This is a genomic window from Corynebacterium sp. HMSC070E08 (genome assembly GCF_001808895.1).
GTDB classification, from domain to species: Bacteria; Actinomycetota; Actinomycetes; order Mycobacteriales; family Mycobacteriaceae; genus Corynebacterium; species Corynebacterium hiratae.
The window spans coordinates 26286-41536 of record NZ_KV794745.1 but is presented as its reverse complement, the minus strand read 5'-3'; the positions used below and the strand labels follow the sequence as shown (position 1 = coordinate 41536).

The window sequence follows — 15251 nt, the reverse complement described above, 5'->3', positions numbered from 1 at the left end:
ACCCTTATTGGACTGAGTTAGTGGCGCATCGGTTCCCACCGGTTTCAAAGTTTTTAATTTTTCTGGCTTGCCGCTGCTTAGTCCTTCTTAACCAGCGATTCCGCCGCCATTCGGCACGCTGCCTTCTGCACCACGTTGGGCTCGAACTTGGTGTGGCAGCCCACGGACATCTGGTGGCCTTTGTCCTCCCACATCATCCAGGTCACCCGCGAGCCATCGCCGGGGTCCTCGGTATAGGTCAGCCGCCCGGACTCCTCTACCGGATCACGGAGGGCGGGATCGGATTCGATCTGCTCCTTGATCTCCGCAAAAAGGACGTCAACGGGCACGTTGAAAAGCGGATCTGCAGCGACAAGGATCCGCAGGTTGGGATCCTCACCGGCCGCGGTAACGAGCCCATCTTCCACGCTGGTACGAAAACCCTGTGGCAAGACCAAGGACATCCCTTCCACGTCGATGGCTTGTTGGCCCGGACGCAGCTGCGCACTGCCGGTATCCCCGGGCGAGCCTTGCGTCCCGCCCTCCTCAGTCGGCGCGTCCGAGCTCTGGGTCGGGGCCGTACCCGGCGAATGGGCAGCACTGGAAGTACTTACCGCCGTCTGGTGTGGTGTCGCGGCTGCTAAGGCTGCGTCTTTGCGTCCCACGGCCCACCAGGACACCCCGGCCACGACGAGCACCATGACCGCAATGGCGATATAGAAGGGGTCGATGCCTCCCACGAGCGCAGAAAGGCGGTGTGGTGTCGCGCGGTGGGAGCGTCGCGCGCGCGTGGCTCGCGGCCGCTCAGCTGTCACGGTATCTGCATGGCCCTCGTCGTGCCCGTCCACAACCGCCCTTGTAAGAGTCGGTGTTTGTTCCACCACGGGCGGCGATGGTTCTGTTTCCACTACCGTCGCGCCCGCGCCGGTCAGTTGGCGGCGCAGGATGCTCACTGCCTCGTCAGTGATGTCCGTACCGGATGGATCCGCTACCACCTCGGCGCTTACCTCCGGCCACTCCGCCCCACAGACCTTTTCTGCCTGGTCAAGAACGGCGTCGAGCGCCCAGCCTTCGGCGATACCAGTGCCGGGTAAGTCGTAGCGGTAGATCGTCTCCGGCCCCTCATAGATCGTGGCGGCGTCGAGCACCGTGATAACGAGTGTGGTCTCTGGCGTAGTCGACGGTGTGCGCAGTGCATGAGTCGCGGTCATTGGTTATCTCCCTTGCTGGATGTGGTGTGTGGTGGTTCTTCTGGTGTGTCGGTGTCCGGCACATACACCTGTGCCAGGCCTTGGGGTGCCCCACGCACGACCCATTGGCCGCGGCCGGGCGGCAGCGCTACTGGTTTGATGCCGAAGATGGCGCCTTCGTCGCGGTCGGCGTCGAGAAGCAGCAGTGCTGGCTGCAGGTCGCGCACTGCCGAGAGGAACTGCCCAAACAGCGCGCGCCCGATTCCTCCTGATTTGCGCGCGAGCACTAGGTGCAGGCCCACATCGCGGGCGTGCGGGAGAATCTCCACAAGTGGTGCCAGGGCAATGTCACTGACCAAGTCGAGATCATCGATGACAAGGTAAATATCCGGCCCCTCCCACCAGCTCCGCGCGGCCAACTGCGCGGGAGTGACCTCGGGGCCGGGGAGGCGCTGCTCTAAGGTGCGGACGGTATCGAGGATGGCCTGGGTGGCTGCGCTTGCCGACGCCCCGTAGACCGCCACCATCTCCTCATCCAGCGTCCCCAAATGTGCCCGGCGCTCATCGATAACCACGAGGCGGGCTTCCTCCCGGTTCAGTTGGCTGATACCGGCGAGAATCACGCTGAGGAACTGCGACTTACCGGAACCTTGAGAACCAATGCACACGAGGTGGGGCTGCGTGGTCGGATCCCACGTCAGAAGGTCCAGGTCCGGCCCGCCAATTCCCCAAGCCACCCCGGCCGGTGGGCTGCCGGCCGGTTGTGGAAGCTCGGTGAGCAGGGCGGGCAGCATCTTCAACGGCGGGACCGGCTGGGCGTCCGCATGCACTCCGCAGATATGAGCGATATCCTGCGGGGACGTCGCAGCGAAGAGCAGGTTCTCCCCCGCCAGCGTGATGCCCCGACCGGGCGCTGCCGGGAGTTTTTGTTGTGCTTTGCGGTCAATGAGGGAATCCATGGCTTCACCCAGACGCAGCTCGAGGCGCGCCGCGATAAGGTCCCGGATTGACGGCCGCAGGCTGGTCCACCGCGCCGCCGCGATCAGGACGTGAACGTGGGAAGACGCACCATCTGCGACCAGCTGGGTAATCGGCTCGGCGAGATCTTCAAAATCCGCCCCAGAGGTGCCAATGTGGTGCCAGCCATCCACAATCAGGAAGGTGTGGCGGGATTCCGGGCGACGCACGAGGCCAGCGACTTCGTCGACGATGCGCCGTACCTTCTCCGGTTCCTCGCGGCCGGCCACCCCGGCCACGTGGGGCAGCCGCTCCAGAACCTGCAGTTGTCCGCCACCCAAGTCGATGACATAAAAGCGCACCTGGTCCGGCGAGTGCCGCAGTGCCATTCCGGAGGCGATACTGCGCAGCGCCATTGACTTGCCCGACTGCGGCCCACCGCACAGGGCCAGGTGCCCGCCACCCGTCGTGAAGTCCACGGTGAGTAGGTCTTGGCGCTGGTGGTAGGGGCGGTCGATAAGCCCCACCTCGGCGCACAGCCCGCCGCCCGCGCCGGGCGATTCTACCTGCACAGCGGCGACACTGGACAGCTCCACCACGGCGGGCAAGGGCGGCAGCCAGATTCGCCGCGCTGATTGACCGCGCCCGGCGGCTTCGTCCCGGGCAGCCCCCACCACGGTGTCAAGGAGGGTGCTCGAGGAGTCCACGAGTACTGCGAAGTCTAGGTCCTCCTCCACCACGCGGTGCCCGGTGAAAAGCTCTAGGCGCGCCGTGTGCTGTGCGGAAGCATCATCTTCTAGCGCTACCCGGCGCGTCACCGGGCCGGACACATAGGAGGCCTGGAAACGTGTGGGGGCATCGGCATCCGTCTTGAGGTAGCCGGATCCCGGCTGGGCGGGGAGGTGGTAGGCGTCGGGCACACCGAGGACCTGGCGGGACTCCCCGGCGGAGAATGTCTTCAGGCCAATGCGGTAGGACAGGTGCGAATCCAATCCCCGTAGGCGCCCTTCTTCCAGGCGCTGGGATGCCAGCAGCAGGTGCACGTGCAGTGAGCGGCCGAGCCTTCCTACTGCGACGAAGAGCTCCGCGAAGTCCGGGTGCTGGCCCAACAGTTCCGAGAACTCGTCCACCACGATGACCAGCGCCGGCAGCGGCCCGTGCTCCGCCACCGCGGCAGCGGAAGCATTGAACTCGCCCACATTGGCAAAGTTGCCGGCCTTGCGCAGCAGCTCCTGGCGGCGGTTCATCTCCCCGGAGATGGCATCGTACATGCGCTCCACCAGGGTAGATTCCTCCTCCAGGTTGGTAATCACGGCGGAGGTGTGCGGCAGCTCCTCGCAGCCGAGAAAGGTCGCGCCACCTTTGAAGTCCACAAGCACGAGGTTGAGCTCCTCCGGGCTATGCGTGGCGGCTAGGGCCACGACGAGCGTCCTGAGCAGCTCCGATTTTCCGCTGCCCGTGGCACCGATGCACAGCCCATGCGGGCCCATGCCGCCCTGCGCCGACTCCTTCAGGTCGAGCACCACCGCTTGCCCGGACTCGTCCACACCGATAGGCACGCGCAGGCGTTCGGCCGGGCTGCGGCCATGCCACATGCCGGAGGCCTGCAGCGCATCCACGTCCCGGTAGCCCAGCAGCACAGGGAGGTCTGCATCGCGACCGTGCCGTGGCGTTGCCGGAGCATCGCCGCCGAAGGGGCGATGATAGGGCGCAAGCGTGCGGGCGTGGAGGAGGGCCGTGGAAACGTCGATAAGCGCGCAGCTGCCCAGCTCCTCCTCCCCCGCGGCGGTAACCACGGACAGCGCGCCTTCCGCCCGCAGGTAAATGCCTTCGTCCTCCGCACGGCGGCCCAGCAGCGAATGAGGTGTGACACCCACGGCGATGGTGGTCGTCGGGGCGTCCCCCGGCGCTCCCTCTTTGTCCAGTACACCGCGATGCCGGTGGTCCTCCTCCACGACGCGGATACGAAACTGAGCGCTCTCCGGATCCCTCGAGTGCGGCAGCCACTTCAGCCACTCCCAGCTCTCCCCGTGGTACTCAATGCCCACGGTTTCCGGGCCATGCAGTACCGCCAGGTGCAACAGCAGCGCGCGGGCCATACCGTGCGCATCCGCACCGGCCAGCCCCACGATAGGGAAGGCTTGGAGCTGGATGACCACCGGCATATCCGCCAGCGTTCCCACCGCGCGCACGGTCTGGCGCAGGCTCACCGCACACACTGGGTCGAGGTCTTCCGCGGCACCCGAATCTGGAACATTGATCGGCGTGCACAGTGCCATCGGCCCGGTGCCCACCCGCACCTCCAGCGCATCCGGGGCATCCGCATCCCGCTCCCAGAGGCGCGACGTCGGAATCAACGCGCCGAGCTGCCCAGGCGCCGGATTGCGGTGTTCCTCATGCGCGCGCTGCGCCGCCGCGCGCTCCAGCGCTTCCTCGCGCAGCGCCTTGAGGTGACGCAGGTACGTCCGGCGAGTTTCGTCCGGATCCTGCCCGCCTCCCTGCGGGTTGAACATCATCGCCATGCTGGCCAGCATCATGAGCGGGAACATGAGACTCATGGGGCTTATCCGGCGCGCATCACCCGCGCCGAGAACCATGAGCGCCACCATGCCCACCATGGCCGCGATCATGACCAGCGGCATAAGCAGGCGAACCAACGGAACGGGCTGGGCACGGGCCGCCTCCGGCACGGCCTCGGCATCAATGCTGCCTTGCGGCAGTGGTGGCGCTGGTTCCCGATATGACGACAGCCCGGTGTCAACGACGCGTGTAGGTACGCGCATGTCAAAGTCCTTCCCCCCGAAGTACTCCACCGCCTCCTTAAGCGGTGGACAGCGTGCCACCAGTAAGCCACAATGTGAGGCAATGGGCAAGGGGTTGCCCAGAAATTTTTCTCGGGGGAGGTATTTTCCATGACTCGCGCACTCGCGCATTCTGTCCGCGTCACCGTCCGTATCCACGCAGGCCAGACCCGCAAAGAAGCGGATATCTCACTGCCGCTTTCTTCCAGTCTCGGGGAGGTGCTGGGGGAGCTGCTCGTGCTTGTCGACGTTCCCCCAGCCCCCATCCTGTGGCGCGCCACTACCGCGGCGGGCAAGACCATATCGATGACCACGCCACTGGATCGCACCAGCGTAGAAGAAGGCTCCGTGCTGGTGCTTAGCCCGGATGCACCGGCGCCGGCACCCATCGTGCGCGACGCCGCGGAAGCATTAGCCGCCGATGTCTCCGCCACGCAGCTTTCTGGCCTGGCTGGGCTGTGGGGTGTGGCGGGCCTTATCGCCGGCGGTGGGCTCCTTGCCGCAACACTGTCCCCCACGGTCGGCTGCGCCGCCACTGCACTCCTCGCCCTCGTTCTTGCGGTATGGACGCGGCGAGGATCTCTGCTCGCCACCGCGCACGTCGCCGCGGGGCTGGCGGGCGGGTTAGCCACTGGCGCAGCATTTGTCGCTGGACCTGCAGGTACCGCGGTGCCGGCGGCACCCGTCGTGGGGGCCGCGACCGCCGTCGGTGCGACGGCGGTGCTCTCCCACCTGGTACGCATCGGCGGGCTGCGGGACCGGGCTACTGCCGCGACGTGGTGCCTGCTCGTGCTCGTCGGTCTCCTCGGCCCCGCCCCGCTCCTCGCAGCCACCGTGGGCCTGTTGGCGGGCGCTCCCCTGCTGACCACGCGGCTGGCGGGTTTGCGCGTGCCGCAGCTTCCCACCGCCGGGCAAGACTTAAGCATCTCGGACGAGGTACCCACCGATAACGCGCTCGCTGCCCGGCGCGCCGGGCAGGCCTACGAGGGCATCGCGGTGGGCTGCGCGGTGGCGGGCATCCCTGCCCTGCTCCTCATCGCATTAAACGCCAACGCGGCGGCAACCCAGGGGGCCTCCCAAGCGCTGTGTGTAAGTATCGCTGGCGGGGTCATCGTGCATGCAGCACGCCATGCCCGGCCCATTGCTGCGTGGGCACTGGGAATCTATGGCCTCGCCGCTGCGTGTTCCGCGGTGGCTGTGCCGCTGCGCGAGTGGCAGCGGCTTTCTGCGCCAACCACGGAAACATGGGTGCTCAGCGTCATCGCGGGGCTCATCGTTGTGGCCATGCTGTCAGTACCGGTGTGGGCAGGCAAACTACGGCAGATTGAGCCGACCACCATCGTGTGGTTCGAGCGCGCCGAAGCCCTCGCACTGGCTGCGTGTTTGCCGCTCGCCGCACACCTGGCTGGGCTCTTCGAGTTCATTAGGGGGCTGGGCTCATGATAGCTCTAATTAGAATCGGCGCCGCCAGCGCTGCTCTTGGCGCTGGTCTGGCGTGGGGGTCCTGTGTGTTGCCCGGGCCGGTAGCTGCTGCCCGCGAGCCAGACACCGCGTGCGCGGAGGCTACCCTCGCCGCGGCAGGGCCGCAGCCTTCCGCGCAATACTCGGACTATCGCGCGCGGCTGCATTCTTTTGCCACGGGTGCCGGGGTGAAGGTCGCGGTCATCGACACCGGAGTGGCCGCGCACCCCCAGCTGCGCGTGACACCGGGAGCGGACTTCGTAACCCCAGACGAGCCCGACCCGCTGCGAGACTGTGACCTGCACGGCACGGTGGTGGCCGGGGTCATCGCAGGAAGAGAGCTCGGCGTGGCCCCGGATGCGGAAATCTACGCCATCCGGCAAACCAGTTCGCATTTCAGGCAACCGGCGCCGGATAACTCGGCAGGGGCCGATGGTTCAGCGGAGGAAGACCACGGTTCCGGAACGCTGGCCAGCCTGGCTGCTGCCATCGAGGATGCCGTGAACGCGGGAGCTCAGGTCATCAACGTCTCCGTCGTGTCCTGCGTCCCGCCGGATGCCGCCTCACGGGTGGATCGATCGGGCTTGGACGCAGCGCTGCAGCGCGCGGAGGACGCTGGGGCGGTGGTGGTGGCGGCGTCGGGAAACGCGACATCCGGTGGCTGTGAACAAGGTGATGTGGTCTTCCCCGCCGTGGCGGATACTGTCCTCGCGGTTGGCGCCCTAGCCACCCCGTACGACCTTGCGGATTACTCCATCGCTGCACCTCTCAGCGCAGAGGGCAACGTACCACTCGCCTTGGAACCCGGCGGCGGCTGGGCCAGTGCCAAGGGGGATACCCTCTTTCAAGGCACGTCTTTCGCCGCGCCCCTGGTCAGCGGAACGCTCGCTCTGCTGGTGCAGCGCTACCCCGACGAGTCCCCGGCGCAGCTGCGCCAACGCGTCATCGATTCCGCCGAGCCCGGCCACGGGGTGGTCGATCCCCTCACCGCGGTGACCTTTCGTCCTGCGGCCGAAACCCGCGAGGAGCGTTCCTTTGCGGTGACACCACTGACAGCACCGGCCGCCCAAGGCTGGCCTATGGTGCGCCTACTCCTCGGGGCCCTGGGGTTCCTCGTCCTCGTGGCTGTTATCAGTGCTCATTCTTTAAGGCCTCCGCGCGGCTCAAGGCAGAACCTTCCGGCAGCAGACGCAGAATCTCCCACGGCACCTGCTCCGGTTCCCCCAGGCCCAGCGCGTTTAGCTCCCCGGCGCTAGCCAGCTCGTGGCGCCTGCCGGTGGCAGAGACCACGTGATAACCATGCCCGCTGTCTACGCCCACGCCCGCCCGCAGACCGGCGAAACGCTGCGCCGCCGAATCACCCGGCAAGTCCACGGTGGCTGACACCGGGCGCGTCATACCGGCTCCATGCTGGTGCGTCGCGCACAACCAGCCCTGCTCAGGAGACAGGAAGTCCATGCGGGTAGCCGGGAGGTTGAAGGTCGGTGGGACGTCGCCAAGCGCGGCTACCTCCTGCGACTGTGCCGGCAAACGCTGCGCGCCCATGCCGACGAGCATCTCCGCCTGGGTGGGAGTGATGGCGAAAACGCCCTGCTCCGTTCGCGCCCACAGCTGTTCGCCGGTATCCAGAATCTCTGGTGGCGCGGCTGGGAAACTCAGCGGCTCCAGTTCGGCGAAGGCATTGAGTAACTCCGCGGGCACGCTCCACACCGCCGTCTCCGCGGTCATCCCCAAGGCGCGGCGCAGTACCCTGCCTTGCGTGCTCGTGGCCTCGGGCAACACGACGCGCCCTTGGCCGGTGAGCAACCACTGCGTGCCCTCGGATTCCGCCACGGCGGCATGCTCTTCGTCGAACCCGGGAACGGCGTGGTGCGCCACCACGGTCACGGTGCCGACGCGACTGCTGGACTGCCAGTTCTCCCCTTGGGTGGATTCCTCCAGGCAGGCTGACCAGCTTGGCTCCTCCCCTGTCGCAGCGGCAAGGAGGTCCGGGGCATCGGCAATCCCCAGCGGTGTGCCTAAGCTTATCTGGTCTAGAAAGCTATCCCCGGCCGCATGTGGCTCCACCGCTTCGTTGGCAATGAGCCGGGCCGACGCCAGGTTAGCCACCGGGTGGTAGGTGCCATTGACCAGTGCTAAAAGCTGTCCCTCCGCAGAGCGGACCACGGGCGCATCCCCGGGTTGCGGATCCGGTTGCATCCACGCAATGAGCCCCGAACCGAGGCTAAGGAATGCGACTGCGGCTACTCCACCGAGCAGTGCGCGCCGGCGCCGTTTCAGCGGATCATGGATCATCCTGATATCGCCGAAAACTAGGCCGTGCTCGAGCCGGCGCAACAAGAACTTGTGGCCCGATACCTGGGCCTTGGTAGTAGGCAACGCGCGTGCCATGAGAATCCTCCCCGAATCAGTGCACCACCCTCCCTGGTGCAGTGGGGTCTAGATTAACCCAACTCCGTGTCCTCCGCAGCACGACGGCTGCGGGTCATCTTCGCGCGCGCAGCCAATTGGTCTGCGTCGGGATAGTCCACGCCAACCAGGCTCAGCCCCGCGGCCGGGGCGAGGGGAATCTGGGAGGATCTGCTGGTTTCCTGAAGCATCTGGGCCGCGAACTCCACCTCTCGGGAACCTTCGCCTACCCGCAGACAGCATCCCACGAGGCAGCGCACCATGGACCAACAGAAGGCATCGGCGCTAACGTGTGCCTCATAGAGCTGCGGTTCTGCGGGCGTCGACACGTCCTGCCACTCGAAGGCGAGCAACTCGCGGATGGTAGTGGCGTGCGGCTTGGCCTTGCAGAAGGCCACGAAATCGTTGAGACCCACCAACTGGTCGGCGGCGGCCTGCATCAGCTCTAGGTCCACCGGCTTGAGCCACGTGGCGGTGTCCCGAGCTCGGGTCGGCAGCGCTCCGCGCGGATGAGTAGTGATCCGATAAACATAATGCCGACGCAGGGCGGAAAAACGCGCATCGAAATCATGCGACACCTCGGTGCAGGCGTGCACGCGGACGTCGACGGGCAGCAGCTTGGCCAAGCGCCGGACCAGTTTGGCGGGATCGCCATCAATGCTGCGCTGACTTAGTGCGGCGTGGGTGGTGTCAAAGTGCGCCACCTGACCGCTGGCATGCACGCCCGCGTCGGTGCGCCCAGCCACCGTGAGCTCCACCGGGTGGCGCAAAACCATGGCCAGCTTCTCCTCGATGGTCTGCTGTACCGTGCGAAGGCCGTCCTTTTGACGGGCCCACCCGTGGAAGTCGGTGCCGTCATAGGCCAAGTCCAGTCGCAGGCGAACGCTTTCACTCATGGGGGTTGATGATACCGTGCGCTCGATCTGCCGTGGGGACTACGTCGATGGTCCGTTTTAACAAATAGTGGCCTGAAAAGTGCAATTCTTGGACCCTTATTTGTTAAAACGGTACTTCATCCAGAGCACGGCTCCCCTCTCTGCGCCGTGGCGCGGAGAAAACGACAAAGGCCCGCGCCCCACCGCAGTGGTGAGCGCGGGCCTTGCCTAGACCTCAGAAGAATTACTTCTCCTCGGTGGTCTCCTCAGCCTCAGCCTCAGCCTCGGTAGCCTCAGCGGACTCAGCCTCAGCCTCTTCAGCCTTAGCTTCCTCAGCCTGCTTGGAAGCAGCAGCGCGAGTAGCGCGGTTTGCCTCGGAGGTCACGGTCTCCTCGAGAACGAGGGAGATCTGGGACATCGGGGCGTTGTCGCCGGAGCGGTTGTCCAGCTTGATGATGCGGGTGTAGCCACCCTCACGGTTCTCAAACTTCGGTGCCAGCTCGTCGAAGAGGTAGGCAACAACATCCTTGTGCGGGATGAGCTTGAGAACTGCGCGACGGTCAGCAACGGTGCCGGCCTTCGCCTTGGTGATGATCTTCTCGGCGTAAGGACGAAGCAGCTTCGCCTTAGCGTCGGTGGTCTTGATTGCGCCGTGCTCGAACAGGCTCGCTGCCATGTTGCTCAGCAGGTGCTTCTGCTGGCTGGCGGAGCCGCCGAGACGCGGACCCCTCTTGGGGGTAGGCATTATGTACTCCTCGTGTGCGGATTAATTGAGCGCGCGACGGGGCGCAAAAAGCCGCGCCGTCACGATTCAGTGGAATTCTTTACTCGGAATCGTCGGAAGCCGGGTCCTTGAAGTCGCCGGTCTCTGCGTCGTAGCCTTCGAGCTGGGTCGGGTCGAAGTCCTCAGGGGTGTCCTTGAGGGCCAAGCCCAGGTTAGCCAGCTTGATCTTTACCTCGTTGATCGACTTCTGACCGAAGTTGCGGATATCCAGCAGGTCCGATTCGGTGCACTCAGCGAGCTCACCGACGGTGTGGATCTCCTGGCGCTTCAGGCAGTTGTAGGAGCGGACGGAGAAGTTCAGATCCTCGATCGGCATGCTGTAGGCGGCGATGTACTCCGTCTCCTGCGGGGACGGGCCAATCTCAATGCCCTCAGCAGCGGTGTTCAGCTCGCGAGCCAGGCCGAAGAGCTCGACCAGGGTGCCGCCGGCGGAAGCCAGGGCGTCGCGTGCGGAAATCGAGTTCTTAGTCTCGACGTCGATGATCAGCTTGTCAAAGTCAGTGCGCTGCTCAACACGAGTAGCTTCGACCTTGTAAGAGACCTTCAGCACCGGGGAGTAAATCTGGTCGACCGGAATGCGGCCGATTTCTCCCGAGGTGGCGGCAGCCGGGACGTAGCCACGGCCGCGCTCGACGACGAGTTCCATCTCCAGCTTGGCGGACTCATTCAGCGATGCGATGTGCAGATCCGAGTTGTGGATCTCCACGCCGGCCGGCGGCTGGATATCGCCTGCAGTGACCTCACCCGGGCCTTCCTTGCTCAGGTACATGACCACCGGCTCGTCGGAGTCGGAAGACAGAACCAGACCCTTGACGTTAAGGATGATTTCGGAAACGTCTTCCTTCACACCATTGATGGTGGTGAACTCGTGGAGCACACCGTCAATCTTGATGGAGGTTACTGCCGCGCCCGGGATGGACGAAAGCAGCGTGCGACGAAGCGAGTTACCGAGGGTGTAACCGAAGCCCGGCTCGAGCGGCTCGATAACGAACTTAGAGCGAGACGAGTCGATGAATTCCTCGGTGAGCTGAGGACGCTGGGAAATAAGCATGGAGTTTCTCCTTGTCGGCGCCCGCTATTTGACGCCGGTAGAAGGGGTAAAGATGAAAGTGTCGAAGGATTACTTCGAGTAAAGCTCGACGATGAGCTGCTCCTGCAGCGGAACGTCGACCTGAGCGCGCTCGGGCAGCTGGTGCACGAGGATGCGCAGGGTGTCCGGAACGACCTGCAGCCACGCCGGAACGTTGGCGTCAACCAGGCGGTCCTGAGCCTCTTCGAACCATTCCATCTTCTGGGAACGCTCACGAACATCGATGATGTCATACTGCGTAACGCGGAAGGACGGAACGTTGATCTTCTTGCCGTTCACGGTGAAGTGACCGTGGGAGACAAGCTGGCGAGCCTGGCGGCGGGTGTTGGCCAGACCTGCGCGGTAGATCACGTTGTCGAGACGGGACTCGAGCAGAACGACGAGGTTGTCACCGGTCTTGCCCGGAAGGCGGTTAGCCTCGGCGTAGTAGCGGCGGAACTGACGCTCCAGCACACCGTAGGTGTACTTGGCCTTCTGCTTCTCCTGGAGCTGCAGCAGGTACTCAGATTCCTTGATGCGGTTGCGGCCAGCCTGTCCCGGAGGGTACGGGCGACGCTCAAATGCCATGTCGCCGCCGACCAGGTCGACGCGCAGACGGCGGGATACGCGGGTAGCGGGGCCAGTATAACGAGCCATTTTCTTACCTCTTCCTTTCCCTTAAACCTTGCGGCGCTTGGTCGGACGGCAGCCGTTGTGCGGCTGTGGGGTGGCATCCGTGATCGAGGAAACCTCGAGGCCTGCAGCCTGCAGGGAACGGATGGCGGTCTCGCGGCCGGAGCCCGGACCCTTGACGAAAACGTCAACCTTCTTCATACCGTGGTCCATGGCCTTGCGGGCCGCGTTCTCAGCAGCCATCTGCGCTGCGAACGGGGTGGACTTACGGGAACCCTTGAAGCCGACGTGGCCGGAGGATGCCCAGGAGATGACAGCACCGTGCGGGTCCGTGATGGACACGATGGTGTTGTTGAAGGTGGACTTGATGTATGCGTGGCCAGCGGCCACGTTCTTCTTTACGACGCGACGACCACCACGGCGCGCGCCGGAACGAGTCTTGGGTGGCATGTTTTACTTCTTCTTTCCTGCGATCGTCTTCTTCGGACCCTTGCGCGTACGAGCGTTGGTCTTGGTGCGCTGACCACGAACGGGCAGACCACGGCGGTGGCGGATGCCCTGGTAGCAACCGATTTCAATCTTGCGACGAATGTCAGCCTGAACCTGGCGGCGGAGGTCACCCTCGACCTTCCAGGTAGCTTCAATGACGTCACGCAGCGCCGACAGCTGATCGTCGTCGAGGTTGTCGGTGCGCAGGTCGGGAGAAATGCCGGTCTTTTCCAGCAGTTCCTTGGCACGGGAAGGCCCGATGCCGTAGATGTAGGTGAGAGCAACCTCCATGCGCTTGTTGCGCGGGAGGTCAACACCAGCTAGACGTGCCATATGGCTAGTCCTTTCGGGTTGTTACGATGGTTTTCTCCTCATCCGTCCCCCGCCACGCATACGCTTCGACCCGGGCCGTGCCGGGGAAACTGTGGGCATGCTTAGCAGCGTGGGCTCAGGCCATCGCAGCCTGAGGTAAAAAAGGACGCACGAAGGGCGCGTCCCGTGGGTGAGGAGGCTTACAGTCTTTACTTGTAGCGGTAGACGATGCGTCCGCGGGTCAGGTCATAAGGAGACAGCTCCACAACAACGCGATCCTCTGGGAGGATGCGGATGTAGTGCTGACGCATCTTGCCCGAGATGTGGGCAAGAACCTTGTGCCCGTTGTCGAGCTCGACGCGGAACATTGCGTTGGGCAGGGGTTCGACGATGCGACCCTCAACCTCGATTGCGCCTTCCTTAGCCATAACCTCTACTTTTCTGATGGAGTTCTTTTCGCCACGCTTGGCGACGCCTCCACCTGCATGTTTGGTGTCTACTGCCTGGTGTCCTCAGCAGCCAATCCGGCTGCGTACAGACACCAGCACTAAAGCATACGCTGCGAGAACGGGTTTTCCAAATACAGAAACCTCCCGTCGCACTAAAGCGCGGGAGGTAAATGGTGTCTAGCGGTGGCTTGCCCACCGCTACGTCCTAGTAGATGAAGACCTTGGAACCAACCGGAACATCGTTCCAGTAGCGCACCGCATCCTGGTGGGTCAGGCGCACGCAGCCATTAGACTGGTAGGCCGGGGAGCCCTCATGGAAGGCGTGGCCGTTGTTCGTGAAGTACATTGCGTAAGGCATCGGTGCGTTACCGAATTCCCACGAGATCTCGTCCTTCACCTTGCGGTTGATGTAGTACGTGCCGGCCGGGGTTTCCTCCCCCGGCTTACCGGTGGACATGCCCTGAGCAACGTAGGTGACGTTGCCGTTGCCGTCCTGCAGCCAGGTACGGCGGCCATCGCGGTCCACGCAGATACGCGCATCTGCCGGGCACGGGCCAACATCGAAGCGCTGCGCCTGACGCTCAGCCTCAGCCTTGCGCGCGGCTTCCTCAGCGGCGGCCTTCTCGCGAGCAATCTGCTCAGCGTGGGCGCGCTCTTCAGCTTCGCGGGCGGCGCGAATCTCGGCGTTCTTCTGATCAATCAGCCCCGGGAAGACGAGCTCAATAGCGCCATCGATTACTGGGCGAAGAGCATCGGCTGCCTGCGGGTTAACATTCTGCAGCGCTTCCAGCATTTGGTTGCGGCTAGCCCACGCGTTCTCACGGGTCTGGCCAGCGAACTCATCAAGCTGGGACTGGACGTTGGAGGACAGGGAATCAATAGAGGGGACCGTCTGTGCATGTGCGGCCGGGGCGACCGAGAGAGTAGCGGTCAGAAGGCCGATTGCGGTGGCTCGGCGTAGGGAGCGAGCACCAGCGCGGGAGCGAATTTTAGACATGGCAAGAAGTATAAACCTTCCGACCATGATTTCCTACCCGAAAGACGTGTTTTAGTAGCGCGGGGTCAGGATTCGGGGACCATTCTCCGTCGCCGCGACGGTGTGCTCCCAGTGCGCCGACCACGAGCCATCGAGGGTTACCACGGTCCAGTCATCCTCTAAGACCTCGCTGTCCTCAGTACCCAGGGTCAGCATCGGCTCGATGGCCAACACGGAACCTTCCTGGATGAGGGGACCGCGCCCTGCCTTGCCTTCGTTGGCCAGGTAGGGCTCCTCGTGCATCTCTCGGCCGATGCCGTGGCCGCCGTAGCCATCGACGATAAAGAGCTCGACGCCGAATTTATCCTCGGCGCGGTAAGTCGCCTGCTCGAGGGCAGCGGAGACGTCGGTCAGCCGGTTGCCCGGAACCATCGCCTTGAGGCCCTCGTGGAGGACCCATTCGGTGGCGTCGCTCAGCGCCTGCGCTTCGGCGCTGGGCTTACCGACGCCAAACGTCCACGCACTATCCCCCACCCAGCCGTCGAGAGTGGCACCGCAGTCGATGGAAACAAGGTCCCCCTCAGCCAGCAGCATTTCCTTGCTGGGGATGCCGTGGACGATGACGTCGTTGACGGAAGCGCAGATGGAACCCGGGAACCCGCCGTAGCCTTTGAAGGTTGGCACGGCACCGGCATCGCGGATGGTCTGCTCGGCCACCTCATCGAGTTCCAGAGTGCTCACGCCCACCGCTGCGGCAGCGCGTACCGCCTGCAGGGCGCGGCCGACGATCTCGCCGGCCGCCTGCATGGCATCGAGCTCGCCTGGGGTGCGGGCGGGGATGGTTTTAGTGCGTCGTCGAAAAGCCAT

Annotated in this window: 13 protein-coding genes and 1 pseudogene; 2 read left to right on the top strand and 12 right to left on the bottom strand. The window is 64.4% G+C overall.

The window, feature by feature from the left end; translation table 11 throughout:
• Positions 1-77 precede the first annotated feature (77 nt).
• Together HMPREF2526_RS03705 and eccCa are read right to left on the bottom strand one after the other, a co-directional pair.
• Positions 78-1190 (bottom strand): type VII secretion-associated protein, encoded by a 1113-nt coding sequence (locus HMPREF2526_RS03705; protein WP_046648441.1) that lies wholly within the window; start codon positions 1188-1190, stop codon positions 78-80.
• Positions 1187-4909: a type VII secretion protein EccCa gene (gene eccCa, locus HMPREF2526_RS03700; RefSeq protein ID WP_180963896.1), complete on the bottom strand. Its 3723-nt coding sequence runs from the start codon at positions 4907-4909 to the stop codon at positions 1187-1189. Before eccCa ends, HMPREF2526_RS03705 begins: the two co-directional genes overlap by 4 nt.
• Positions 4910-5038: 129 nt before the next feature.
• On the opposite strand from eccCa, the gene eccD reads away from it, so the two are divergent.
• Entirely contained in the window at positions 5039-6370 is a 1332-nt protein-coding gene (eccD, locus tag HMPREF2526_RS03695) for a type VII secretion integral membrane protein EccD (RefSeq protein ID WP_046648454.1), read from the top strand.
• Positions 6367-7335: pseudogene (locus tag HMPREF2526_RS12845) on the top strand (S8 family serine peptidase); the annotation flags it as partial. The gene eccD and the pseudogene HMPREF2526_RS12845, both read left to right, overlap by 4 nt.
• A gap of 184 nt (positions 7336-7519) precedes the next feature.
• Here the strand turns inward: HMPREF2526_RS12845 and eccB are convergent.
• From eccB to map, 10 genes are all read right to left on the bottom strand, one after another.
• Positions 7520-8779, bottom strand: coding sequence for a type VII secretion protein EccB (gene eccB / locus HMPREF2526_RS03685; RefSeq protein ID WP_070545917.1), 1260 nt, complete (start codon positions 8777-8779; stop codon positions 7520-7522).
• Between the two features lie 53 nt (positions 8780-8832).
• The gene (gene truA, locus HMPREF2526_RS03680) at positions 8833-9693 is read right to left on the bottom strand and encodes a tRNA pseudouridine(38-40) synthase TruA (protein WP_070545915.1); all 861 of its coding nucleotides are present in this window, start codon (positions 9691-9693) and stop codon (positions 8833-8835) included.
• Positions 9694-9916: 223 nt separating this feature from the next.
• On the bottom strand, positions 9917-10417 hold the full coding sequence (rplQ, locus tag HMPREF2526_RS03675) for a 50S ribosomal protein L17 (protein ID WP_070545913.1): 501 nt from the start codon (positions 10415-10417) through the stop codon (positions 9917-9919).
• A 79-nt stretch (positions 10418-10496) separates the two neighbouring features.
• On the bottom strand, positions 10497-11507 hold the full coding sequence (locus HMPREF2526_RS03670; RefSeq protein WP_010189530.1) for a DNA-directed RNA polymerase subunit alpha: 1011 nt from the start codon (positions 11505-11507) through the stop codon (positions 10497-10499).
• Positions 11508-11576: 69 nt separating this feature from the next.
• The gene (gene rpsD, locus HMPREF2526_RS03665) at positions 11577-12182 is read right to left on the bottom strand and encodes a 30S ribosomal protein S4 (protein WP_070545911.1); all 606 of its coding nucleotides are present in this window, start codon (positions 12180-12182) and stop codon (positions 11577-11579) included.
• Between the two features lie 21 nt (positions 12183-12203).
• Positions 12204-12608, bottom strand: a complete 405-nt coding sequence (gene rpsK / locus HMPREF2526_RS03660) for a 30S ribosomal protein S11 (RefSeq protein WP_010189540.1) — start codon at positions 12606-12608, stop codon at positions 12204-12206.
• 3 nt (positions 12609-12611) lie between these two features.
• Positions 12612-12980: a 30S ribosomal protein S13 gene (gene rpsM, locus HMPREF2526_RS03655; RefSeq protein ID WP_039673764.1), complete on the bottom strand. Its 369-nt coding sequence runs from the start codon at positions 12978-12980 to the stop codon at positions 12612-12614.
• 188 nt (positions 12981-13168) lie between these two features.
• Positions 13169-13387 carry a translation initiation factor IF-1 gene (gene infA / locus HMPREF2526_RS03650; protein WP_003854422.1) on the bottom strand — a complete coding sequence of 73 codons (219 nt, stop codon included), beginning with the start codon at positions 13385-13387 and terminating at the stop codon, positions 13169-13171.
• Between the two features lie 226 nt (positions 13388-13613).
• Complete coding sequence (locus HMPREF2526_RS03645) at positions 13614-14405, bottom strand: L,D-transpeptidase (RefSeq protein WP_070545909.1); 792 nt, start codon at positions 14403-14405, stop codon at positions 13614-13616.
• Positions 14406-14456: 51 nt separating this feature from the next.
• On the bottom strand, positions 14457-15251 hold the full coding sequence (gene map, locus HMPREF2526_RS03640) for a type I methionyl aminopeptidase (protein ID WP_049156995.1): 795 nt from the start codon (positions 15249-15251) through the stop codon (positions 14457-14459).

Coding starts and splice junctions, on each gene's coding strand:
- HMPREF2526_RS03705 (WP_046648441.1), bottom strand. CDS start 1,190: ATGACCGCGACTCATGCACTGCGCACACCGTCGACTACGCCAGAGACC.
- eccCa (WP_180963896.1), bottom strand. CDS start 4,909: ATGCGCGTACCTACACGCGTCGTTGACACCGGGCTGTCGTCATATCGG.
- eccD (WP_046648454.1), top strand. CDS start 5,039: ATGACTCGCGCACTCGCGCATTCTGTCCGCGTCACCGTCCGTATCCAC.
- eccB (WP_070545917.1), bottom strand. CDS start 8,779: ATGGCACGCGCGTTGCCTACTACCAAGGCCCAGGTATCGGGCCACAAG.
- truA (WP_070545915.1), bottom strand. CDS start 9,693: ATGAGTGAAAGCGTTCGCCTGCGACTGGACTTGGCCTATGACGGCACC.
- rplQ (WP_070545913.1), bottom strand. CDS start 10,417: ATGCCTACCCCCAAGAGGGGTCCGCGTCTCGGCGGCTCCGCCAGCCAG.
- HMPREF2526_RS03670 (WP_010189530.1), bottom strand. CDS start 11,507: ATGCTTATTTCCCAGCGTCCTCAGCTCACCGAGGAATTCATCGACTCG.
- rpsD (WP_070545911.1), bottom strand. CDS start 12,182: ATGGCTCGTTATACTGGCCCCGCTACCCGCGTATCCCGCCGTCTGCGC.
- rpsK (WP_010189540.1), bottom strand. CDS start 12,608: ATGCCACCCAAGACTCGTTCCGGCGCGCGCCGTGGTGGTCGTCGCGTC.
- rpsM (WP_039673764.1), bottom strand. CDS start 12,980: ATGGCACGTCTAGCTGGTGTTGACCTCCCGCGCAACAAGCGCATGGAG.
- infA (WP_003854422.1), bottom strand. CDS start 13,387: ATGGCTAAGGAAGGCGCAATCGAGGTTGAGGGTCGCATCGTCGAACCC.
- HMPREF2526_RS03645 (WP_070545909.1), bottom strand. CDS start 14,405: ATGTCTAAAATTCGCTCCCGCGCTGGTGCTCGCTCCCTACGCCGAGCC.
- map (WP_049156995.1), bottom strand. CDS start 15,251: ATGGCTTTTCGACGACGCACTAAAACCATCCCCGCCCGCACCCCAGGC.